General features: G+C 69.2%; 24 protein-coding genes and 1 pseudogene. 11 read left to right on the top strand and 14 right to left on the bottom strand.

Features of this window, described 5'->3' with window-relative positions; genetic code table 11:
• Window positions 1-50: 50 nt before the first annotated feature.
• From KD1_RS07665 to KD1_RS07655, 3 genes are all read right to left on the bottom strand, one after another.
• Window positions 51-725, bottom strand: coding sequence for a hypothetical protein (locus tag KD1_RS07665; RefSeq protein ID WP_068399968.1), 675 nt, complete (start codon window positions 723-725; stop codon window positions 51-53).
• Between the two features lie 100 nt (window positions 726-825).
• A complete protein-coding gene (gene malQ / locus KD1_RS07660) occupies window positions 826-2967 on the bottom strand; it encodes a 4-alpha-glucanotransferase (RefSeq protein ID WP_245627321.1) in 2142 nt (713 codons plus the stop codon).
• An 83-nt stretch (window positions 2968-3050) separates the two neighbouring features.
• Complete coding sequence (locus tag KD1_RS07655) at window positions 3051-3980, bottom strand: universal stress protein (protein WP_068399965.1); 930 nt, start codon at window positions 3978-3980, stop codon at window positions 3051-3053.
• Window positions 3981-4020: 40 nt separating this feature from the next.
• Between KD1_RS07655 and KD1_RS07650 the strand changes: the two genes are divergently transcribed.
• Window positions 4021-4758, top strand: a complete 738-nt coding sequence (locus KD1_RS07650) for a glutamine amidotransferase (protein ID WP_068399962.1) — start codon at window positions 4021-4023, stop codon at window positions 4756-4758.
• Between the two features lie 5 nt (window positions 4759-4763).
• On the opposite strand, the gene ilvD is transcribed toward KD1_RS07650, so the two are convergent.
• Complete coding sequence (gene ilvD / locus KD1_RS07645) at window positions 4764-6620, bottom strand: dihydroxy-acid dehydratase (protein ID WP_068399959.1); 1857 nt, start codon at window positions 6618-6620, stop codon at window positions 4764-4766.
• 94 nt (window positions 6621-6714) lie between these two features.
• The gene (locus tag KD1_RS07640; protein ID WP_245627320.1) at window positions 6715-8559 is read right to left on the bottom strand and encodes a pyruvate kinase; all 1845 of its coding nucleotides are present in this window, start codon (window positions 8557-8559) and stop codon (window positions 6715-6717) included.
• A gap of 231 nt (window positions 8560-8790) precedes the next feature.
• Between KD1_RS07640 and KD1_RS07635 the strand changes: the two genes are divergently transcribed.
• Complete coding sequence (locus KD1_RS07635; RefSeq protein WP_068399953.1) at window positions 8791-9324, top strand: glycine cleavage system transcriptional repressor; 534 nt, start codon at window positions 8791-8793, stop codon at window positions 9322-9324.
• 7 nt (window positions 9325-9331) lie between these two features.
• Here the strand turns inward: KD1_RS07635 and KD1_RS07630 are convergent, their stop codons facing one another.
• Both KD1_RS07630 and KD1_RS07625 read right to left on the bottom strand, forming a co-directional pair.
• Entirely contained in the window at window positions 9332-9787 is a 456-nt protein-coding gene (locus tag KD1_RS07630) for a methyltransferase family protein (protein ID WP_068399977.1), read from the bottom strand.
• A 93-nt stretch (window positions 9788-9880) separates the two neighbouring features.
• A complete protein-coding gene (locus KD1_RS07625; protein WP_068399951.1) occupies window positions 9881-10774 on the bottom strand; it encodes an SDR family NAD(P)-dependent oxidoreductase in 894 nt (297 codons plus the stop codon).
• 72 nt (window positions 10775-10846) lie between these two features.
• Between KD1_RS07625 and KD1_RS07620 the strand changes: the two genes are divergently transcribed.
• The gene (locus KD1_RS07620) at window positions 10847-11287 is read left to right on the top strand and encodes a VOC family protein (RefSeq protein ID WP_068399949.1); all 441 of its coding nucleotides are present in this window, start codon (window positions 10847-10849) and stop codon (window positions 11285-11287) included.
• Between the two features lie 3 nt (window positions 11288-11290).
• On the opposite strand, the gene KD1_RS07615 is transcribed toward KD1_RS07620, so the two are convergent.
• Window positions 11291-11788, bottom strand: a complete 498-nt coding sequence (locus tag KD1_RS07615) for a hypothetical protein (RefSeq protein WP_068399947.1) — start codon at window positions 11786-11788, stop codon at window positions 11291-11293.
• 197 nt (window positions 11789-11985) lie between these two features.
• Between KD1_RS07615 and KD1_RS07610 the strand changes: the two genes are divergently transcribed.
• The 3 genes from KD1_RS07610 (at window position 11986) to KD1_RS07600 (ending at window position 14741) form a co-directional block, all read left to right on the top strand.
• Entirely contained in the window at window positions 11986-13347 is a 1362-nt protein-coding gene (locus tag KD1_RS07610; RefSeq protein ID WP_068399944.1) for an FAD-dependent oxidoreductase, read from the top strand.
• 90 nt (window positions 13348-13437) lie between these two features.
• Window positions 13438-13962, top strand: coding sequence for a PadR family transcriptional regulator (locus tag KD1_RS07605; protein WP_068399974.1), 525 nt, complete (start codon window positions 13438-13440; stop codon window positions 13960-13962).
• Between the two features lie 5 nt (window positions 13963-13967).
• On the top strand, window positions 13968-14741 hold the full coding sequence (locus tag KD1_RS07600) for an alpha/beta fold hydrolase (RefSeq protein ID WP_068399942.1): 774 nt from the start codon (window positions 13968-13970) through the stop codon (window positions 14739-14741).
• Between the two features lie 12 nt (window positions 14742-14753).
• Here KD1_RS07600 and KD1_RS07595 read toward each other — a convergent pair whose 3' ends face one another.
• On the bottom strand, window positions 14754-15128 hold the full coding sequence (locus KD1_RS07595) for a MerR family transcriptional regulator (protein WP_068399938.1): 375 nt from the start codon (window positions 15126-15128) through the stop codon (window positions 14754-14756).
• Between the two features lie 74 nt (window positions 15129-15202).
• Here KD1_RS07595 and KD1_RS07590 point away from each other — a divergent pair, with 74 nt between their 5' ends.
• The gene (locus tag KD1_RS07590; protein WP_068399935.1) at window positions 15203-16174 is read left to right on the top strand and encodes an LLM class oxidoreductase; all 972 of its coding nucleotides are present in this window, start codon (window positions 15203-15205) and stop codon (window positions 16172-16174) included.
• A gap of 16 nt (window positions 16175-16190) precedes the next feature.
• On the opposite strand, the gene KD1_RS07585 is transcribed toward KD1_RS07590, so the two are convergent.
• Window positions 16191-16586 (bottom strand): hypothetical protein, encoded by a 396-nt coding sequence (locus tag KD1_RS07585; protein ID WP_068399932.1) that lies wholly within the window; start codon window positions 16584-16586, stop codon window positions 16191-16193.
• Between the two features lie 117 nt (window positions 16587-16703).
• Here KD1_RS07585 and KD1_RS07580 point away from each other — a divergent pair.
• Window positions 16704-17459 (top strand): annotated as a pseudogene (locus tag KD1_RS07580) (MFS transporter); the annotation flags it as partial.
• Window positions 17411-17902: an MFS transporter gene (locus tag KD1_RS17645; protein WP_370670752.1), complete on the top strand. Its 492-nt coding sequence runs from the start codon at window positions 17411-17413 to the stop codon at window positions 17900-17902. The pseudogene KD1_RS07580 and the gene KD1_RS17645, both read left to right, overlap by 49 nt.
• 31 nt (window positions 17903-17933) lie before the next feature.
• Here KD1_RS17645 and KD1_RS07575 read toward each other — a convergent pair whose 3' ends face one another.
• Genes KD1_RS07575 through KD1_RS07565 form a run of 3 tightly spaced genes read right to left on the bottom strand, consistent with a single transcriptional unit; the run spans window position 17934 to window position 19615 of the window.
• Window positions 17934-18461 carry a pyridoxamine 5'-phosphate oxidase family protein gene (locus KD1_RS07575; protein WP_217995835.1) on the bottom strand — a complete coding sequence of 176 codons (528 nt, stop codon included), beginning with the start codon at window positions 18459-18461 and terminating at the stop codon, window positions 17934-17936.
• A 43-nt stretch (window positions 18462-18504) separates the two neighbouring features.
• On the bottom strand, window positions 18505-18900 hold the full coding sequence (locus KD1_RS07570) for a RidA family protein (protein WP_068399926.1): 396 nt from the start codon (window positions 18898-18900) through the stop codon (window positions 18505-18507).
• A gap of 46 nt (window positions 18901-18946) precedes the next feature.
• Window positions 18947-19615 carry a TetR/AcrR family transcriptional regulator gene (locus tag KD1_RS07565; RefSeq protein WP_068399971.1) on the bottom strand — a complete coding sequence of 223 codons (669 nt, stop codon included), beginning with the start codon at window positions 19613-19615 and terminating at the stop codon, window positions 18947-18949.
• Between the two features lie 147 nt (window positions 19616-19762).
• On the opposite strand from KD1_RS07565, the gene KD1_RS07560 reads away from it, so the two are divergent.
• Together KD1_RS07560 and KD1_RS07555 are read left to right on the top strand one after the other, a co-directional pair.
• Window positions 19763-20374 carry an FMN-dependent NADH-azoreductase gene (locus KD1_RS07560; RefSeq protein WP_068399923.1) on the top strand — a complete coding sequence of 204 codons (612 nt, stop codon included), beginning with the start codon at window positions 19763-19765 and terminating at the stop codon, window positions 20372-20374.
• 144 nt (window positions 20375-20518) lie between these two features.
• Window positions 20519-20770 carry a hypothetical protein gene (locus KD1_RS07555; RefSeq protein WP_068399920.1) on the top strand — a complete coding sequence of 84 codons (252 nt, stop codon included), beginning with the start codon at window positions 20519-20521 and terminating at the stop codon, window positions 20768-20770.
• 9 nt (window positions 20771-20779) lie between these two features.
• Here KD1_RS07555 and KD1_RS16195 read toward each other — a convergent pair.
• Window positions 20780-21168 (bottom strand): alkylphosphonate utilization protein (locus KD1_RS16195; RefSeq protein ID WP_157073233.1); only part of this gene is annotated, 389 nt, incomplete at its 5' end.

The following is a 21168-nucleotide window of genomic DNA, read 5'->3' as shown; positions in this document are numbered from 1 at the left end:
CAGGAGTCCTGAGGCGGCCCGAAACCATCACTCGGCGTGGGGGGTGGACGTCAGATGCGGGTCGAGCGCGTGGACTTCGCGCCCCAGACGGTCGAGGTCGGGGAGACGTACACCTGGTAGTAGTACGAGCGCGACGCGGAGGCGCGCAGCGTCAGGGTGCCCTTGGAGTTGGTGCGGCCCGAGGTGACGAGCTTCCAGGACTGTCCCGTGGAGGCGCGACGGTACAGCTTGATCGTGGCGCCGGAGTGGGCCCGGAACGCGTGGCTGGCCGAGGAGTAGCGCTTGATGGTCGTGGTCACGCGCAGCGAACTGCCGACACGGCGATAGCTGATCGGGCCCTTGATGCCAAACTTCTTGACCATGGAGACGGTGTTCTGGCCGACCTTGGCGCCCGTACGGGCATTCACGGCGCCGTCCGGGCGCACCTTGTACGTGCCCGAAGGGTAGTAGTCCTTGATCTTGACCTTCGAGACAGTGCCGTAGCGCGCATCGATCGTCAGGGTGCCGCGGCGCTTGCCCTTCGGGTCGAACACGCCCCACTTGGCTACGGAGGACTTGCACGCCTCGCTCCCGTCGGTGATGACGAGGTACTCGGTGGGTTGGTCGACCCAGATCTCCTTGTTGACCTTGATTGAGCAGGTCGGCGCGGCCTGGGCCGGGGTCGCGAGGGCGAACGGGGTGATGAGGAGAGCGGTGGTGGCCCCGATGGCCAGGGTCTTGCGCATGATGGGTTTCCCCCTGTGTGGCGAGCGATGTGGGCACCGGGCCCATGGACAGTGGCCACGCTAGGTCGAGCCGGAGCCCTCGCCAAGGGGGAGCGCTCCCCTACTCGCGCCGCGCCGCAAACACCCCGGCCAGGTCCTCGGCCAGGCCAATGGTGGGCAGGTCCTCCACCCACACCCGCTCGCGTGCGGCGTTCGTCAGCGGCACCCGCCAGTTCGGGTACTCGTTCGACGTCCCCGGCTGGTTGACGGCGCGACGATCCCCGACCAGGTCGGGCAACGCGACTCCGAGAAGCCGTGAGGAGGTCTGGGCCAGCCATCGATGCAACCCCACGACCATCTCGTCGACGCTCGGGGACTCGCCGACCAGACCGCGCTCCCGCAGGGCCTGCTCGACCTTGTCCAGCGACGCCCTCTCGGCGGCTCGCTCCTCCTCCACCGACCGCGTGAGCAGCCCGAGCCGCTCGCGGATGGCGACGTGCTCGAGCTCGAGGTACCCCGCCGTCGGGGGAAGGTCGTGGGTGTAGACCGACGAGAGGCACAGCTCGCGGTACCGCTCGGGCGGCAAGGGAGCGCCGTCGGCCCACTCGAACCACGTGATCGACGTACCGAGCACGCCCCGCTCGGTCAGGACGTCACGCATCCACGGCTCGACGGTCCCGAGATCCTCACCGACGACCACGGCGCCGGCCCGGTGCGCCTCCAGCAGCAGGATGCCCATGAAGGCCTCGTGGTCGTAGCGCACATAGGTGCCCTCGGTCGCGTTCAGCCCGGACGGCACCCACCAGAGCCGGAACAGCCCGATGATGTGATCGACGCGGATACCTCCCGAATCGGTCAGGACGGTGCGGAGCATGTCGCGATACGGGGCGTATCCCACCTCGGCCAGGCGATCGGGTCGCCACGGTGGTTGCGCCCACTTCTGCCCGAGTTGGTTGAACTGGTCCGGTGGGGCACCGACCTCGACACCGGCGGCCAGCACGTCGGCCAGCGCCCACGCGTCGGCACCCTGCGGGTGCACTCCGACCGCGAGGTCGTGGACGATGCCCAGACCCATGCCCGCCTCGAGCGCGCGCCGCTGGAGGTCATGGAGTTGCAGGTCGGTGCACCACTGCAACCAAGCGTGGAACTGCACCTCGTCGGCGTGGTCCACCTGGAACTGCGCGACCGCCGCCGACGTCGGATCCTGCAGCTCGGCCGGCCACTGCGACCAGGGCAGCCCATGCTCGACGGCCAGCGCGCACCACGTCGCGAAGTGCGTCAGCCCGTCGCCCTCGCGGGCCAGATAGTCGGTGAATGCCACGGGCGGAGTCTCGATGACGTGCTCGAAGACGATCCGCAGGGCTTCGCTCTTGAGCGCCCACACCGTGTCGCGGTCGATGAAGTCCTGGGTCAGCAGGGCCCGGCCCTGGGCGGCCAGGTCGTCGATGAGGCGGGCCGCGGCCGGGGGCACGTCGGCGTGGCCGGGGACATCGGCCACCCGCAGATAGATGGGATTGACGAACCGCCGGGTCGTCGGCAGGTACGGCGAGGGCTCCATCGGGGCGATCGGCTCGGCGGCATGCAGCGGGTTGACGAGCACGAACTCACCACCACGCGCCGCAGCGAAGTCGACGAGGTGGGTGAGGTCACCCAGGTCACCGAAGCCCCACGAGTTGCGGGTCTGGGCCTGGTAGACCTGTGCCTGCAGGCCCCACACCTGCTCGCGGTCCACCGCGGCGGGCAGCGTCAGTCGCTGTGGGGTGACGATCAGGGTGGCGGTCGCCGCGACCGTCGTCGGCTCCGCCCCGGACTCGCCGGTCACCACGACGAGCCGATGCCAGCCCAGCGGCAGATCCCCGGGCAGTTCGAAGGTGGCCTCGCCGATCAGCGCTCCGTCGATCTCGCGGGGGTCGACCCACCAGTCGACCTGGGTGGCCGGTCGCACCGTGCCGTCCTCGAGTTCGATGGTCAGACGTACCGGAGCTCCGTGGCGCACGTGCACCGGAACCCACGGCGTCCATCCCACGCGCGCGACGACGGTCGGCGGCACCGTCCGTCGCCAGCCGGCCAGATCGGCGTCGGCCAGGGCGGTCTCGACGTCGGCATCGGACTCGACCGGCACCCCCATCGCCGTCAGGACGGCCCGGATGGTCTCGGCACTGACCTGCAGGTGATTGCCCTGCCAATCCCAGAAATCCGTGGCGACACCGTGGTGGGCCGCCAGGTCGGCGAGCGGTGGTGGCAGGGCGACGTCGGACGGCACGTGAGGTCCCTTCGGGAGAGGACGCTGGGCGATGGCACCGACGGAGATCCGCCCCGGCACCACCGCCGAGTCTAGGGATGCCGTCAGTGCTTCCGGACCACCGCCACGGGGCAGGTCGCGGTCTGCAGCACCCGGTGGCCCACGGAGCCCAGCAGGGCGCCGCGGAATCCGCCGCGACCACGGCTGCCGATGACAAGCAGGGCAGCGCCGTCACCGAGCTCGGTGAGCAGGTTCGCGGGCTGGCCGGGGCGCACGGTGATCGTCACCGGCACGTCGGGGTTCTGCTCCCGATGGGTCGCGATGAACGCCTCGACCTTGGCGCGGTACTTCCCCTCCACCGCGTCCCAGCCACTCGACCCGGGGGTCGTCACGACGACGCCGTCGACGACCTCGACACCCCAGGAGGTGGCGACCTGCACCGTGGCGCCGCGCAGGGCCGCCTCGGCGAAGGCGAGGTCGAGGGCGACGGAGCTGTGCTCGCTGCCGTCGACGCCGACGACGACCTCGTTGCGGGTGGGCGTCGGCGGGGTGTCGTGGGCGATGAGCACGGCCGGGCAGGGGGCGTGCATGGCGACGTTGAGTGAGGTCGTTCCCAGGAGGATCTTCTGCAGCGTGGTCTTGCGACCGCCCCCGGTGACCAGGAGCGCGGCCGACTGCGCAGCCTCGAGCAGCGCCGCGGTCGGCGACCCGTGGAGTACCCCCCGTTCGATGACGACGGAGTCCTCGGCGGCGCGCGCCGTGTCCTCCGCCTTGTCCAGAGCGAGCATGGCGTCGGCCTCGAGGGCCTCGAGGACGGCCGGGCCGGCGGCGACGATGTCGCCGGAGGGCATGGCCGTGAGGGCAGCGTCGACGACGGTGACCACGCGCAGCGGTACGGAGCGCAGCGCGGCCTCGTGCGCGGCCCATGTCACCACGGGGTGATCCTTCTCGGTACCGTCGACTCCGACGAGCACGGCGTCGTGGCCCGGCTCGGAGGCGGCCGGGGTGGGCGTGGGCTGGTTGTCGGTGGCCATGTCTCCATTGTCTCACTGGACCCCGCCGTAGCATCGTCGGGTGACCCGCTTCCTGCTGCTCTCCACGCGAGCCGACGATGCCGCGGCGGTGGCCGAACGCCAGTCCTTCCTCCGGCACGGCGGTCTCGCCGAGGACGCGCTGGTCCAGGTGCGCGTCGAGCAGGCGCCGCTGCCGCCGATCGACCCTCGCGAATGGGACGGCATCCTGCTCGGTGGCAGCCCGTACAACTCGACCGACCTCGTCAAGACGCAGGTACAGCAGCGGGTCGAGGGTGATCTCGTGTCGCTGGTGCGTCGCGTGCTCGACGCGGGCACGCCCTTCTTCGGCGCCTGCTACGGCATCGGTGTGGTCGGCCTGGCCACCGACGCGGTCGTCGACACGACGTACGCCGAGCCGCCCGGCGCGGTCGCGGTCCAGCTCACCGACGCCGGTCGGGACGACCCCCTGCTCGCGGGGGTGCCCGATCTCTTCCACGGCATCGTCGGCCACAAGGAGGCGTGCTCGACGCTGCCGACCGGTGGGGTGTTGCTTGGTCGCGGAGCGTCGTGCCCGGTCCAGCTCTACCGCCTCGGCGAACGCGTGTGGGTGACGCAGTTCCACCCCGACCTCGATCAGGCCGACTTCGCCACCCGCCTACGGCACTACAAGCACGCCGGCTACTGCGCACCCGATGAGGCCGAGGACCTCATCGCCGCGGCCGCGCATCACGACCTGTCCCACAGCCACCGGCTGCTGGCCAACTTCGTCACCCTGCACGCCGGTTCGCGGACGCGCTGAGCGGCTCAGTCCACGAGCCGAGCCGCGCCCTTGTCGGCGGACTGGGCGAAACGGGCGAAGATCTTCAACGCCGCGCTGACCTGGCGCTCCCGGTTCTTCGGCTTCCAACCACGCGCCTCCTGCTCAGCCCGACGACGCTCCAGTTCGGCGTCGTCGACGGCCAGGTGGACACGACGCTCCGGGATGGAGAACTCGATGATGTCGCCGTCCTGGACCAGGCCGATGGCCCCGCCCGAGGCCGCCTCGGGCGAGACGTGCCCGACCGACAGGCCCGACGATCCTCCGGAGAACCGGCCATCGGTGATGAGCGCGCACTTCGGGCCCAGGCCGACACCCTTGAGGTACGAGGTCGGGTAGAGCATCTCCTGCATGCCCGGGCCGCCCTTGGGACCCTCGTAGCGCACGACGACGACGTCGCCCTCGACGACCTTGCCGCCGAGGATCATCTCGACCGCCTCGTCCTGCGACTCGGCGACCTTGGCCGGGCCGGAGAAGGTCCACTGGTGCTCGGGGACGCCGGCGGTCTTGACGATGCAGCCGTCCGGGGCGAGGTTGCCCTTGAGCACGGCCAGGCCACCGTCGGCGGTGTAGGCGTGCTCGACGGAGCGGATGCATCCGCCCTGCGCGTCGGTGTCGAGCGAGACCCACCGGTTGTTCGTCGAGAACGCCTCGGTCGTGCGCACGCCGCCGGGCGCCGCGTGGAACAACTCGATGGCCGAGTCGGTGGCCTTGCCGCCACGGATGTCCCAGGCGTCGAGCCAGGTGCGCAGATCCGGGGAGTGGACGGCGTGGACGTCGGCGTCGAGACGGCCGGCCCGGTCGAGTTCACCGAGGATCGCGGCGATACCACCGGCGCGGTGCACGTCCTCCATGTAGTACTGGCTCGTGTTCGGCGCGACCTTGCACACGCACGGCGTGACCCGCGAGATCTGGTCGATGTCGTCCTGGTCGAAGTCGACGCCGGCCTCCTGGGCCGCGGCGAGCAGGTGGAGCACGGTGTTCGTCGAGCCGCCCATGGCGACGTCGACCCGCATCGCGTTGGCAAAGGCCGGCTTCGTGGCGATCGAGAGCGGGAGCACGGACTCGTCATCCTGCTCGTACCAGCGCTTGGCCAGGTCGACGACGAGGCGTCCGGCGTTGAGGAAGAGCTCCTTGCGGGCCGCGGCAGTGGCCAGCGTCGAGCCGTTGCCCGGCAGCGCCAGGCCGATGACCTCGAGGAGGCAGTTCATCGAGTTGGCGGTGAACATGCCCGAGCAGGAGCCGCACGTCGGGCAGGCGTTCTGCTCGATCATCGTGATCTCCTCGTCGGAGACCGTGTGGTCGACGGACTTGATCATCGCGTCGATGAGGTCGAGACGCTCGGTCTCGTCCGGCGCTCCGGCAATGACGTCCTCACCGATGACGACCTTGCCGGCCTCCATCGGACCACCCGAGACGAAGACCGTCGGGATGTTCAGCCGCAGCGCCGCGAGCAGCATGCCGGGGGTGATCTTGTCGCAATTGGAGATGCACACGAGAGCGTCGGCCTTGTGCGCGTTGACCATGTACTCGACCGAGTCGGCGATGATCTCGCGGCTGGGCAGCGAGTAGAGCATGCCGTCGTGACCCATGGCAATGCCGTCGTCGACGGCGATGGTGTTGAACTCGCGGCCCACGCCACCGGCCTCCGCGACGGCGCCGGCGACGAGCTGACCCATGTCCTTGAGGTGGACATGGCCGGGGACGAACTGCGTGAACGAGTTGGCGATCGCGACGATCGGCTTGCCGAAGTCGGACTCGGTCATGCCGGTGGCGCGCCACAGGGCGCGGGCGCCGGCCATGTGCCGACCGTGGGTGGTGGTCCGGGAACGCAGTTCAGGCATGAGGCCCACCTTAGGTCGGCCCGCCGACATGCGACAGGCCCGGTCCACGCCTCGACCCGGTCGGGCCGTGGCGGAGCGTCGTGCGCCCGAGGCCCTAGACCACCGAACCCGAGCCGAACCGCAGGCGGCGCAGCAGGGAACTCTTCTTGTTCTGGTGCTCCTCCATGCGGCTCAGGAGGTCGTCGAGGAAACGGACGGCGTCGACGATGTGCGGGCCCTTGTTGAGCATGACGCATTCGGCCCGCCCCGACATCGCCGCGTCGGTGACCTCGGCCCGCGAGGGACGCCCCTTCTTGGCCAGGGAGTCGAGCACCTGGGTGGCCCACACCACGGGCACGTGACCGGCCTCGCACAGCCACATGATCTCCTCCTGCACCTCCCCCATCCGGACGTAGCCGGCCTCGACCGCGAGGTCACCGCGGGCGATGAGCACGCCCACCGACGGGGAGTGCATGGCCTGGAGCAGGATCGCCGAGAGGTTGCGGAAGCCCTCGACCGTCTCGACCTTGAGGACGATCGGCATGTCGGGCCGGCCCAGGCGCGCCAGCTCCGCCTGCAGGTGGGCGACGTCGGCGGCCATGCGCACGAACGAGAGGTTCACGACATCGGCGTGCTCGACGACGAACGGCAGCACCTCGAGGTCGTCGTCGGTCAGCGCAGGCAGGTTCAGGGTCGTGTCGGGCAGGTTGATGCCCTTCTCGGCGCCGAGCCAGTCACCGCCGACGGAGCAGTCGGTGATGAGGACGTGCAGACCCTCGTCGTCGATCGATTCGATGACCCCGCCGATCCGGCCGTCGTCGAAGTAGATGCGCTCGCCGGCCCGCGCGTCGGTGAAGACCTTGGGCAGGGTGCACCCGATCCGCGGCGGGATGGCCTGCGCCGGCTGTGGGGTGGTGTCAGGAGTGACGATGAGGTGGTCCCCGACATGCAGCCGCACTCGTTGTCTCAGCGGCGGCAGCATGCCCACCTCCACGGTGTGACCCTGCCGGTCGAGCACGGTGCCCGGGGCGAAGTAGGTCGTGTCCGGCAGGTCGCAGAGCACGTCGTCCCCGTCGCGCCCGGTGACGACCATCTCGCGGTGGGCTCCGCGGGTGTCGGTCACGGAGATCGTGTCTCCCACCGCAGCGCCGTCGAGCCAGGCGGCGTCCGTGATCGGGAGGGTGCCCGGCGGGAGTCCGTCGGCGGACGGCGCCTGCGTCGCTGGGGTGAGGCGAACCGCAGCGGGAACGGTCGTCCGGCCGAACGCGTCGCGCTCGGGCTTGATCTTGACCACCTGCGGGCCGTCGGCGAGCGCTCCGGTACGCAGCTTCGGCCCGGCGAGATCCATCGCGACGATCGCGCGGCGCTTCTGCTCGGACTCGGCCGAGCGGATGTGGGCCACCATCTGCCCCCACTCCCCCGATCCGTCGTGGGCACAGTTGATGCGGAAGTTGCTCGTGCCGGCACCCATGAGGTCGCCGACGAGGTCGGGGTCGTCGGCCGCGGTGGAGGGCATCGTCACCATGATCCGCGTGGTGCGCTCGCCCACCCGTGGGCCGAACAGCGTCACGGTGTTCGCGTCGAGGATCTCGTCGCCACCGGCCACGCTCGGACCGGGCCCACCGTTGGCCGGCTCGGGTCGACCCAGCAGGGCGGCCACGGCGATCCGTACGCCGTCGATGGCCGCGAGCACGTGCGCCTCGGAGCGCCCCAGGGAGGACAGGCCGTGGTGGCGCAGCGCGGCCTGCAGGGAGCGCAGATCGTGGTCGCGAAACGCGCGGTACTGGATGAGGTTGATGGCGCTGGCCCGGTTGGATGGGTGAACGGCGTCGATATCGGCTCGTCGTCGCTCGGTCTGCGCGACGAGGTCGGCGCGCAGACTGTCGAGTTGCGCGGCGATGGCGGTCAGATCGAGTTCGACCTCGGCCTGCGGACTGGACACGGCGTGCGCACTGGTCACGCGTCTCATCCTAGTGACGGGCCCAGGGTCGCCGCGGCCGGGCGTCAATGAGGCCCGGCGTCTCGCACAGAACGCCGGGCCTCCTTGCGAGCCCATCGCCCCCCAGCGCGGTTCCCGCAAGTAGCACTTGTTGCGAACAAGTGGCACTTAGACCTTAACCCACGGCACGGCGGTCGGCGATAACGGTTCGGATACGTGTCATGGCCGTCACACGCCACTAGGCTTCGTGACATGGCGACCTTGGTGCTGACGGCGATCGGTGATGAGCGACCCGGCCTCGTGGCCGAACTCTCCGCGGTGGTGACGGCGCACGAGGGCAACTGGCTCGAGAGTCACATGGCCCGGCTGGCCGGCAAGTTCGCCGGGGTCGTGCTCGTCGACGTGCCGGATCTTCGTGTGCCCGCGTTGACCGAGGCCCTCACCGGGCTCGGTGCGACCGGCCTGACGGTGACCACGGCCATGTCCGAGGAGCCGGCCGAGGCCGAGGGCCACCTCGTGGCGGTCCACCTCGTCGGTCAGGACCGACCCGGCATCGTCCGCGAGATCACCGCCGCCCTGGCCGAGTTGGGCGCGACGATCGACGAGATCCTCACCTTCACCCAGCCGGCGCCGATGGGCGACGGAATGCTGTTCGAGGCCGACGCGGCGGTGCTGCTGCCGCCGGGCGTGGCGTGGACCGAGGCACAGACGAAACTCGAGTCGATTGCCGCCGAACTCATGGTCGACCTCGACATCGCTGACGACGACGGGATCGGCGCGGGCTGAGCGGAGGTCAGCCGAAGGGCCCGATCCATCGCGGCACCCGGGCACGGTACTGCGTGTACTCATCGCCGAACTTCGCCTGCAGGGCCGCCTCCTCGACGGGGATCTGCACGCGGTCGGTCAGCGCGACGAACCCGGCCGCGATGACCATGGACGGCCAGGACCGCCGCCCGATCGCGTTCGCCAGCAGGAGCCCCGCAAAGCCGAGATAGATCGGATTGCGGGAGACCGCGTTGGGCCCCTGCGTGACCAGGGCGGAGGCGCGATCGACGCGGACCGGGTCGGTCGTGGTGCCGGCCGTGCGGAATCGCCGCTCGACCGCCACCAACGTCACCAGCGACGGCACCGCGAGGGCCACCGCCAGCGCGGTCGTTCCCGGTCGCCGCTGGTGGTCACGCGACAGGGCCCACTGGGCGACCAACCCCACGGGAGCGGTGATCCCCGGCGGAATGCGCAGCAGGTTCATCACCCCAGCGTCCCAGCCGCGGGCCGGCGCCGCCACGGATCGGCGGGATTGGCCAGGATCACCGGTGCCCGGCTCGGCCTGCCACCGGCCCACTCACCCCGTGAGCCGCACCGAGTCGTCCCACAATTGCGCGGCCACCTGGGGGTCTCGCGCCAGGGCCGACGGTTCACCCCACGCCAACCGCCCCCGGCGCAGCGCCGCGTACGTCCCGGCACCGGCCGGGGTGGGGTCGGTGACGATGAGGGTCGCCAGTGCCCGCCCCGCCGCACGCCGGGTATTGAGTTCGGGCTTGAGGCGCCGCAACGGCGCTCCGATCGGGGTGCCCAGCACCGACCAGGCCACGCGCAGGGGCAGGGCCAGGTCACGCGCCAGGCCGGTGCCGAACACCTGCCCGGGGTCGAAGGCGATCGGCCGGATTCCCCGGGCCCGGACGTCCTCGGCTCCGGCGAGTGCGTTCACCGTCAGGACGGTGCACAGCTTGGAGGCGGTGTAGGCGTGCTGACCGGCCCGTCGTGGGTCCGGGTCACGGTCGGGATCGCGGTCCGGGTGGGCCAGGAGGTCGGCGTCGGCATGGCGCGGGGTGGCCAGTCCGGCTCCGACCTCGGGGTCGTGCGTGCCGCTGGTGGTGGCGATGATCCGCGCTCCGTCGGCCAAGGTCGGCAGCAGGAGCCGCAGCAGTAGGTGGTGGGCGAGGTGATTGACCGCGAAGGTGGTCTCGAACCCGTCGGCGCTGCGTCCGGTGTCGTCCGGGCGGATCAGCCCGGCGTTGAGGACGAGGGCGTCGATCGACGCTCCGTCAAGCCGGTCGACGACCTGCGCGGCGAAGGCGCGGACCGACTCGAGACTGCCGAGGTCAAGCGGAAGGCACCGCGGATCGGTCGCACTCCGCCCGCCCAGGACCACGCGCCGCATGGGCCGCTGCTGCGACAACTCCTCGACGGCGAGCGCCCCGAAACCCGAGGTGCCGCCGGTCATGACGATGTTCATGGCCCCTCCCCAGAGAACATGCTCGCCACGGTAGTCGCCCCGCGGCCCCGACGGCGGGCCTACGGTGGGGTCATGGCCGTGAAGCGGATGGACAACGTCGGGATCGTCGTCGAGGACCTCACGGCATCGATCGCCTTCTTCGAGGAGCTCGGGCTCGACCTCGAGGGGCGGATGATGGTCGAGGGCGAGTGGGCAGGCCGGGTCACCGGCCTGGGCGATCAGCGCGTGGAGATCGCGATGATGCGCACCCCCGACGGGCACTCTCGGCTCGAACTCTCCCGCTTCATCGAGCCCGCCACGATCGCCGATCACCGCGCCGCTCCGGTCAACGCCCTGGGCTATCTGCGCGTGATGTTCGCCGTCGACGACCTCGACGACACGCTCGCGAGACTGAACGCGCGCGGCGCAGAACTCGTCAGCGACGAGGTGATCCGGTTCGAGGATGCCTACCGGCTCTGCTACATCCGCGGGCCCGAGGGCATCCTCATCGGGTTGGCCGAGGAGATCGGCTGAGCGTCAAGGCGTGTAGCCGGCCGGCGGCGTGCTCGGGTATGGCTCGGTGTCCGTGGGCCCGGTTTCGGTGATGGTTCGGGTGACCGTCTCGGTCGTCGTCTGGGTTGTCGTCGACGCGGTCGGGGCACTCGTCGTCGAGGGGGTCGGCGGCGGGGCGGCATGGATGACGTACAGCCAGATGTTCGCCCCGCTCCCGCCGACGCGCTTGCGGTCCGCGAACCGGTTGAGGTCGAGGGTGCGCCGCGCGCGGGAGTCGTAGAAGCGCACGTTGACCTCGTTCGTCCCCGAACTCCCGCCTGCCGAGATGCCCCGAGACGTCAACGTCTCGTCCTCGTCAACCTGGACCGTCAGCACCGCACTGCCGCGGTGGAAGTCGACGTACAGGTCACCGTTGGGCTTGATCGAGACGGCCTCGACATTCGTGCAGAGGTGGGCACTGTTGGCGTACACCACCGGGCGGTAGCCCGCGCCGCTGAACCGGATGGTGCAGGCGGTGACCATCGTCTGCTCGCTGCGGATGGCGCCGGTGGGGTGATCATGGCGATGCGGGCACAACGAGGCACGAATGCTCCCCCAGGTCGATGACGAGCCACCGCTGCACGGTCCCCGGGTTGGTGGCCTGCCCATGTTAAACGGAGCCCGTCACACCCGGATCAGGAGCGTAGGGTGAGTCCGCCAGCGCCACGATGAGGAGAACGATGAACACGTTTGATGTCGCCGTCATTGGGTGGGGCAAGGGCGGCAAGACCATTGCCGGCACCTTGGCCAGAGCGGGTCGCAAGGTGGCGATCATCGAGCAGTCCACGGCCATGTACGGCGGAGCGTGCATCAACGTCGCCTGCATCCCGACCAAGGCGCTGATCCACTCGGCCGAGATTCGCCCCGATCACTCGTACGATCCGCAGTACTTCGCCTCCGCGGTCGAGCGCCGCGATGGACTCACCGGGAAGATGCGCGCCAAGAACTATTCGATGTTGGCCGACCTCGACACGGTCGTCGTGTTCGACGGGGCGGCGACCTTCACGGGCCCGAAGACGCTGTCGGTCACCGCCGGCGACGACTCGCTCGACATCACGGCCGAGACGATCCTCATCAATACCGGTTCGCTTCCGAACGTTCCCGACATTGACGGAGCGGAGTTCGGTGGGCGCATTCACTCGTCGATCACCTTGCAGCACGCACCCCTCCCCCAACATCTGATCATCGTCGGCGGTGGCTACATCGGCATCGAATTCGCGTCGATGTTCTCCCAGTACGGCAGTCAGGTGACGGTGCTCGACCGCAATCCCCGCCCCCTCTTCCGGGACGACGAGGATGTCGCGGCCGAGGTGGTGAATTCCCTGCAGGACACCGGGGTTCGGTTCGTGTCCGAGGCGATCGTCGAGCGCATGTCGCAGGACGCCGATTCCGTGACCGTCGGGTACCGCCGGAACGGTGAGGAGGCCACCGTCTCGGGCGACGCGGTGCTCATCGCCCTGGGCCGCCACCCCAATGTCGAGGCCCTCAACCTCACGGCCGCCGGTGTCACGCTCACCGACACGGGAGCGGTCGCCGTCGATGGGCACCTCGAGACGTCGGTCCCGGGGATCTACGCCCTGGGTGATGTCAACGGTGGCCCGCAATTCACATATGTCTCCCTCGACGACAACCGCATCGTCGCCGACCGACTCCTCGGGTCCGGCACGCGCTCGACCGACGATCGGGTGGCCGTCCCGACGACGACGTTCACCACGCCGCCGTTCTCGAAGGTGGGGTTGACGGAGGGCCAGGCCCGGGAACAGGGAATCGACATCAAGGTGGCGACGAAGAAGGTCGCCGAGATTGCCGCCATGCCCCGGCCCAAGATCGTCGGCGACCCGCGGGGAATCATCAAGATCGTCGTGGACGCCCACAGCGATCTCGTTCTCGGGGCATCTCTCGTGCACGTGGATTCGCAGGAGGTCATCAACCTCGTCGCCCTGGCCATGCGCCACGGCATCACCGCGACCGAGTTGAAGAACTCCATCTACACCCACCCGTCGTCGACGGAGGCCCTCAACGAGGTGTTGGGCACGATTTGACGGGCACCGGCGGTCCATCGCGGTCCTGACGCCCCGCTGACCATCGACCAATAGTGGACGACGCATATATATGCGTCGTACCATATGAGCGTGGAACTTCGTCACGCCATCCTCGGGCTCCTGGCCCAGCGCCCCATGAGCGGTTACGACCTCGGGCGGGTCTTCCAGGGGTCGGTGGCCCACTTCTGGCACGCGGACCTGTCGCAGATCTACCGCACGCTGCGCCGGTTGGCCGACGACGGCGCGATCGACACCCAGACGATCCCGCAGGACGGGAAGCCCGACCGAAAGGTGCACTCCCTCACCGAGGCCGGCACCACCGCGCTCCGCGAATGGTTGGCCTCGCCGCTGGAGACCGAGCAGGTCAAGGACCCGTTCCTGGCACGACTGTTCTTCGTCGAGTCACTCGGGCGCGACGCCGCGCTGCGCCTCCTCGACGAACGAGCGGCCCAGACCGAGGCCGTCCTGGCGACCCTGTCGGCCATCGACATCCCCGGTGACAGCCTGCGCAGCACGCTGTACGCCGCGACTCGCGCGAATGGCGTGCACCACGCGCGCGCCGAACTCGAATGGATCCAACACGTCCGACAACAGCTCGACGACACGAAGGAGTGATCGCCATGCCCGAGCAGGCGATTCCCCAGCACGATCCGACGCCGGACACGACGCACACCGACGAGCCGATCGTGCTCGTGCATGGCGGCAATTCCGGGGGGTGGACCTGGGAGGGCGTCACCGAGCACCTGCCCGGCCGGCGGGTCCTCACCCCCGATCTCCCGGGGTACGGGGAGCGATACGACCAGGTGTGGCCGGGCCTGGCCGGTGCGGCCGACGATCTCGCCGACCTCATCGGTTCACAGGGGTCACGTGGGGCGCACGTCGTCGGGCTCTCGCTCGGCGGGTTCGTGTGCATCCACCTGCTTCACCGCCATCCGGAGGTGGTGCGCTCGTGCATCATCAGCGGAGCGGCGTTGGCGGGCTATTCGCGGATCGAACGTCTGCTGATTCGGCCGCAGGTCCCGCTGTGGCACCGGCGCTGGTACTGGGCGGCGCAGACGCCCCTCTTCCGCATCCCCGCAGACTCGCGAGAGCGCTTCGTCACGACGGCCAGCCGACCGAGCCTGAGCACCAACCGGGCGATGTTCGACGAGCTCGCCCCCGGAGCCCTGCCGGCTGGGCCGTTCACGTACTCCGGCCCGGTGCTCGCGGTGACGGCCGAGCACGACACCCGTTCGGTACGACGCTCCTTCGCCCCGTTGCGCGAGCGTTTGCCGCAGGTGCGCACGTGGGTGGCTCCCAAGGTGCACCATGCCTGGAGTGCCGAGAATCCCGAGCTGTTCGCCCGCATGATCGCCGCGCAGGTCGACACGGGCCAGTGGGCGGAGTCCCGTTGACGGCCCGGTTCGTCACGGCGCCGGCGACGCGGCTTCCCTGACTCGGTCGAGGTAGCACTCGACCTGATGCTGGCTGCGCGTGAGCTTCTCGATCTGCTCGCGCAACCGCTCTCGCTCGGACTCGAGCATGGTGGCCATCTCCGGGTTCTCGTGAGCCGGCATCTCGGCTCCGGGCCCGTCGACACAGGGCAACAGCACCCGGATGACCCGGGTCGGCATGCCCGACTCGATCAAAAGGCGGATCTGGCGCACCTTCTCCACCGCGTCGTCGCCGTAGTCGCGGTAGTTGCTGTGCGTGCGATCCGGTGCGATCAGGCCCTGCGCCTCGTAGTAGCGCAACTGGCGCGTCGTTGCTCCGGCCCGTTCGGCGAGCTCCCCGATCTTCATGGTTCCACCCTTCCCCGGCCGCTCGACGCTCCGGCTTGACCTTGCCGTCAAGGTCAAACTTTACGCTCACGTGCATGACAGAAAACAACACCGGTACCCAGCACTTCTCGGAGCACCGTGGCCTCCAGCGCGCCTTCCGCCCCGGTTCGATGACCATCGGCGTCATCACGCCTCTGGAGGGATTCGACGGTCCAGTCCCGACGATGCTCCGTCACGCCGAGCTCATCGAGCAGGCCGAGGCGGCCGGGGTCTCGACCGTGTGGGTGCGCGATGTGCCGCTGCTGGACCCGTCGTTCGGGGACACCGGCCAGATGTTCGACACGTGGACCTACCTCGGGTACCTCGCGGCACGCACGACGACGATCGCGCTCGGTACGGCCAGCACGATCCTGCCGCTGCGCCATCCGATCGACACGGCAAAGTCGGCCACCAGCGTCGACCAGCTGTCCGGTGGCCGATTCCTCATGGGCGTCGCGGCCGGCGACCGGCCGGTGGAGTTCCCGGCGTTCGGCATCGACTACGACACCCGACCCGAGCGGTTCCGCGAGTCGCTGGCGTGGGTGCGTCGACTGACGCAGGAGAGCTTCCCCGACATCGATTCCACGCTGGGGCGCATGCGCGGCACCGACCTGTTGCCCAAGCCGGTGCACGGTCGGCTGCCCATCCTCATGACCGGGCGCGCCCGCCAGGAGGTCGAGTGGATCGCGGAGAACACCGACGGCTGGCTCTTCTACACACTGCCCTTCGAGCAGCAGGCGCTGAACATCAAGCGGTGGCGGCGGCTGACCCGCCGCGAGGAGGGCATGTTCAAGCCGTTTGCCCAGGCGACGTACTTCGATCTCACGGAGGACCCCACGGCGAAGCCGCAGTCGATCCACCAGGGCCTGCGGCTGGGGCGCGAGCCCTTGCTGGAACTGCTCAAGGCGTGGGAAGGCATCGGCATCGACCAGTTGATGATCAACTTCAAGCACAGCCGACGTCCGGTGGGCGAGGTCCTCGCCGAGCTCGAGGAGTATGTGCTGCCGCACTTCCCCACGGGGGCCTGATCGGCCCGCGTCGGCGTCAGCGCCCGATGAGCAGGGCCTCGTGGGTCACCGTCGCGCCGAGCACGTGGCCCTGTTCGTCGAGGAACACGACGTCGACATTGCCCAATTCGGTCCACCGATCTGCGTTCGATGCATCGGGGAAGAACCCGCCGAGAGCGTCGATGGCGCGGATGATGTCACGGTCGTAGGCGTACCGGCGCTTCACCGCTGCGGGGCGTGACCGGCTGTACCCATTGCCAGCCTCCACCCCGACGGTCCTGACCGCGTCGAGGTGGGCGAGGAGACCGAGGAGGGGGTGCCCGTCGTCTCCGTCGTTGAACACGAACTCGATGTGAGCGGTCCGGGGGCGGAGCGACTGCATCCACGCCACCTGCGCTCCACGCGACGGGATCTGTTCACGTTCGTCGTCCATTGCCGGCACCACGCCCACAGACCTTACTGCTCGGGCTCCCCCTTGGCGGTTGAGGACTAACCTGACGCGGTGCCATCCAGGAACTCAGCGCCCACGGCGCGGATCAGCCCGTGGCAGATGGTGGCCGGACTCGGCCTCGTCAGCCTGTTCGCCGACATGGTCGCCGATGGCGGGAAGGCGCTGTACGGCCCGCTGCTCGGGTCGCTGGGGGCGTCGGCCCTGATCATCGGTCTCGTGACGGGCGCGGCCGAGGCGACCTCGCTCATCCTCCGCCTCGTGGCGGGGCCGCTCGCCGACGCGAAGGGCAACCACTGGAGTTGGACCATCGCCGGCTACGGGTTGACGGCACTGTGTATCCCACTGCTGGCGGTGACTCCGGCGATCGGCGCCGCCGGGGTCGTCGTCGCATCGACACTCATCATCGTCGAGCGGGTTGGCAAGGCCTTCCGCAGCCCGTCGAAGTCCGCGCTCCTGGCTCAGGCAAAGCGCGCGATCGGCGCCGGCCGCGGGTTCGGCGTGCACAAGGCCCTAGACATGATCGGAGCAGTGTCCGGCCCGTTGCTCGTCGCGGCGATCCTCGCGTGGAAGGGCCAACTCTGGCTCGCGTTTGCCGTGCTGGCCGTCCCCGGCGCCATCACGATGGGCATTCTGCTGTTCCTGCGCCATCGGGTTCCGGACCCGTCCGTGTTCGATCCCGCACGCCACGACGCTCCGGCAGTGACAAGGCGGCCGAGCTTTCTCGACCTCGCCGTCGGGCGTGACCTCCCGCGAAGCTTCTTCGTCTATGCCCTCGCGGCGGGTCTGATCTCGGGTGGGCTCGTCGCGTGGGGCATCGTGTCGTTCCACCTCGAGCGTGCGGGCATGGTGCCGCTGGCCGTCATCCCCCTCATCTTCGCCGGCGCCATGGGTGTGGGGCCATCGTCGCGCTTGGCAACGGATGGGCGTACGACCGCATCGGGACCCGAGTGCTGCTCATCGTCCCGGTGCTCACCGCGCTGGTGCCGGCCTTGGCGCTCGGCGATTCGCTCGGGCTGGCGTTGGTCGGCATTGCCGCGTGGGGAGCGGCGACCGGCATTCAGGATTCGACGATCAAGGCGGTCGTGGCGAAGCTGGTGCCGCAGGCGCGCCTGGCGGGTGCCTATGGCGTGTTCGCCGCGATCCAGGGCTCGGCGGCGCTGATCGGTGGGCTCGTCGTCGGTGCCCTGTACGACGTCTCCCGACCGTGGCTCATCGGCGTCGTGGCCGCGGGTCAGGGTGTGGCGCTCGTGTTGCTCCTCGTGACGGAGTCCCGTGCGGGCCGTGGCGGGTCGACCTGACCTCGATCGAGAGTCACGTCCGTCACCGCGGTCACCGCGTCGGTTCGGCCGACCGACTCGGAACCTCGACCTCCGGCGTCATCGACCCCAGCCAGAGGGGTGTCACGCGCTCGATCGCGACGTCGCGGACCAGTGGCAGGGACCTCCACATCACCGCGCCGCCGCGGGTGCGCAGCAGTGGGCCGACCAGACCGTGGAACCGCTGGACCTCCCGCGAGGTGGACGTGCGCTGCGCTCCGACAGTGCCGACCAGACGAACCCCGGGCGGTGAGACGAAGCGGCCCTGGAGGAACGCCCGGGCCCACAGGAGCGGGCCGCTGTTCACGGCGAGGATGGTCACCCGCGGATCCCGATCGACGTTGGCCGAGAGTTGCACGTTGAACGCGTCGAAGTAGACGCCCCGGCCCTTCTGGGTGGGCAGGAACGACCCGATCGGAGTCACGTGTGGCGACCCGTCCGGGTTGAGCGAGGCAATGCTGCAGTGCAGCGAACTACGGATGGTCCGCGGCACGATCCGCCTGACCATCGCCCAATCCTCGTCGGTGATGTCCATGGTCATCCTCCAGCGTGTACTTCGGGATGACCCACCCTTGCATGAAGTGCTAGTCCGTGTGCGCGATGACCTTGATCTCGATCAGTTGTCGGGGCCCGCCCGGCAGGCTGGCCACACCGATGAGGGTCACGGCCGGCCGATGGTCTCCCAGGTACTGGTGGTGCAGGGGGATGAACCGCTCCTGATCTCGCTGCGGGTCGGTCATGAAGATCTGCATCTCGGCGATGTTCGTCCGCGTGACGCCGAACCCGGCCAGGACCCGGTCGATGTTCTCGTGGGTCTGGCGGGTTTGCGCCTCGATGTCACCCTCGCCAACGAAGGCTCCCTGCATGTCGTGCGACATCTGCCCGGAGATGTAGATGGTGCCGTTGACGCAGTAGCCCGCACTGAGACCGGCGGCCTCCTCCTGCGGGACACCGTGACTGTACGTCTTGATTTCGGCCATTCCTTCGCCCTTCTGCGTGATCGATCGACAACGTGGAGATGGTGGTTCAGATGCCGGTGGCCCCGAGCCGGAGCTTGATGCGCTGGACCTCGTCGGGGGTGAGCGCGGCAGCACCCAGGGGTGAGGCGTCGTCAGTGCGGAGCCCCTGGAGCGTCAGCGCGAGGTTTCGGCGCCACGCCTGCGGTGCCACCTCGGCTGCGGCCCTGGCGACGGCGGCGACCGACCAGAAGATGAGCTGCATGTCCTCCAGGGTGAAGTCGGTGCGGAGAGACCCGCTCAGCACGGCCCGGTCGATGATCTCTTGCTCCTGGGCCCGGGCCACATCACAGGCGTGCGCCAGGTACTCGGTGTCGGCATAACGGCGGGTCACGGCGTCGCACATGGTCGCGTCGCGTGCGATGAGTTCACCGATCCTGCTGAGGTACTGCGTGAACCCCTCCCATGGGTCGGGGCAGGCCAAGGCGTCCTGCGTGGCCAGACCCAACTGCTCGGCTGCCAGTTCGGGGACGACGTCGTCGATGAGCCCCTCTCGGCTGCCGAACCGGTGATAGATGGTGCCGGGGCGCACGCCGGCCCGTCGGGCGATCTCCTCCAGTGGAGCCCCCAGACCCTGCTCCCGGAACACCTCCACGGCGGCGGCGCGGATCTTCTCCATATTGCGCCGCGCGTCGGCGCGCAGGACGCGTTCGCCGACCTGCCCGCTTGGCTCACTCATCACGACCCCTCCCAGAACTAATTTGACTATACCCTCAAAATCGATGCTAGGGTCCTCACCATCGTCAACTTGATGCCGCCATCAAATTAGTGTGCGACCTTGCTTCGCACGCGAGAAGCGGCAGTCGACCCGAAAGGCACTCCATCCATGCCCACGCTGCTGCACATCGATTCGTCTCTGGCCACCGACGGCCCCTCGGTCTCGAAGGAACTGACCGCGGCGTTCCGGGAGGAATGGCTGAACCAGAACCCCGACGGCACCGTGATCTACCGCGATCTGGCCGCTGAGCCGATCCCACACCTGCGAGCTGCCGAGCACGTGGCCGGCGACAGCACGCCGCTCCGGGCCACCTTGGCGACCGAGCTGGAGCAGGCCGACCTCATCCTCATCGGCGCGCCGATGCACAACTTCACGGTCCCCTCGGTGCTCAAGGCATGGATCGACCAGGCGTGCGTGATGGGCCGCACCGGCGGGCCGGAGGGCACCGCCGCCGGCACGCCCACGGTGGTCGTTGCCAGCCGGGGCGGCGGCTACAGCCCCGGCACGCCCAATGAGGACAAGGAGTTCGTCACGTCCTACCTCAACGCCGTGCTGCCCGCCATGTTCGGATTGGAGCCGGAGTTCATCGTCGCCGAGTTGACGCTCGCCGACAGCGTCCCCCAGATGGCGGAGTTGCGCGACCTGGCTGCGGCTTCTCGCACGTCGGCCCGGGAGAACGTCATCGCCCGCGCCCGAGACCTGACCGCCGTACCCGCCTGACCCGGGACACAGCCGAGAATCGGCAAACCGGCGTCGGTCGCGACAACGCGATCGACGCCGGTCGCGGCTCGCGGATGGTCACACGCCATGCGTGGCACTCGTGCTACACCTCGAGCCAGGACTCCAGCAGAGTACGCTCGCAGTATGACTGAGATGGCGACCATCAAGGTTCCTCGAGAGGTGCGCGACAAGGTCCGCGACGCCGCCCGAGCAGCCCACCTGACTCAGGGCCAGCTCATCGAGGAGCTTCTACGCGAACGGCGCAAGGCTGAGTTCTGGGCGGCCTTGGAGTCGGAGACTCCGGACCGGGAGTACCTCGATGAACTCGACGAGGCTGATCAGGCATTCGCCTCCGACACCGAGACCGCCATCGCTGATTACGAGGCTGGCCGGTGATCGGTACCGTCAGCCGCGGCGACGTCGTCTGGGCCAACATGGATCCAACGATCGGTCGAGAGCAGGCCAAGCACGCACACAATCCTGTCGCTTCTGACCGGCGGGCGATGACCCGCTTGGCCGCTGAATGAGGTCGTTGACCTTCGTGCCGGCCTTGATGGACCCACCTCCGCCACCGGAGACCTTCAGCCCCTTGATGATCGTGACGGTGTCGCCGTCCGCGAGCTCATTGCCCACGGCATCACGCACGACGCCACCAGCGGACGAAGCTCCCTCGTCAACGTCCGCCACCGCCCACTCGTGCCCGCACGTCGGGCATGCCAAGAGCCCACCCTGCTCATAGGTGTCCGACTCAGAGCACTCGGGGCACGGCGGAAGCTCAGGGTGTCTAGTGTCTT

Origin of the sequence: Kribbia dieselivorans NBRC 106261 (assembly GCF_001552435.1) — a bacterium.
Lineage (GTDB): Bacteria > Actinomycetota > Actinomycetes > Actinomycetales > Dermatophilaceae > Kribbia > Kribbia dieselivorans.
The sequence above is the reverse complement of the archived record's forward strand: the minus strand, read 5'-3'. Positions and strand labels throughout refer to the sequence as shown.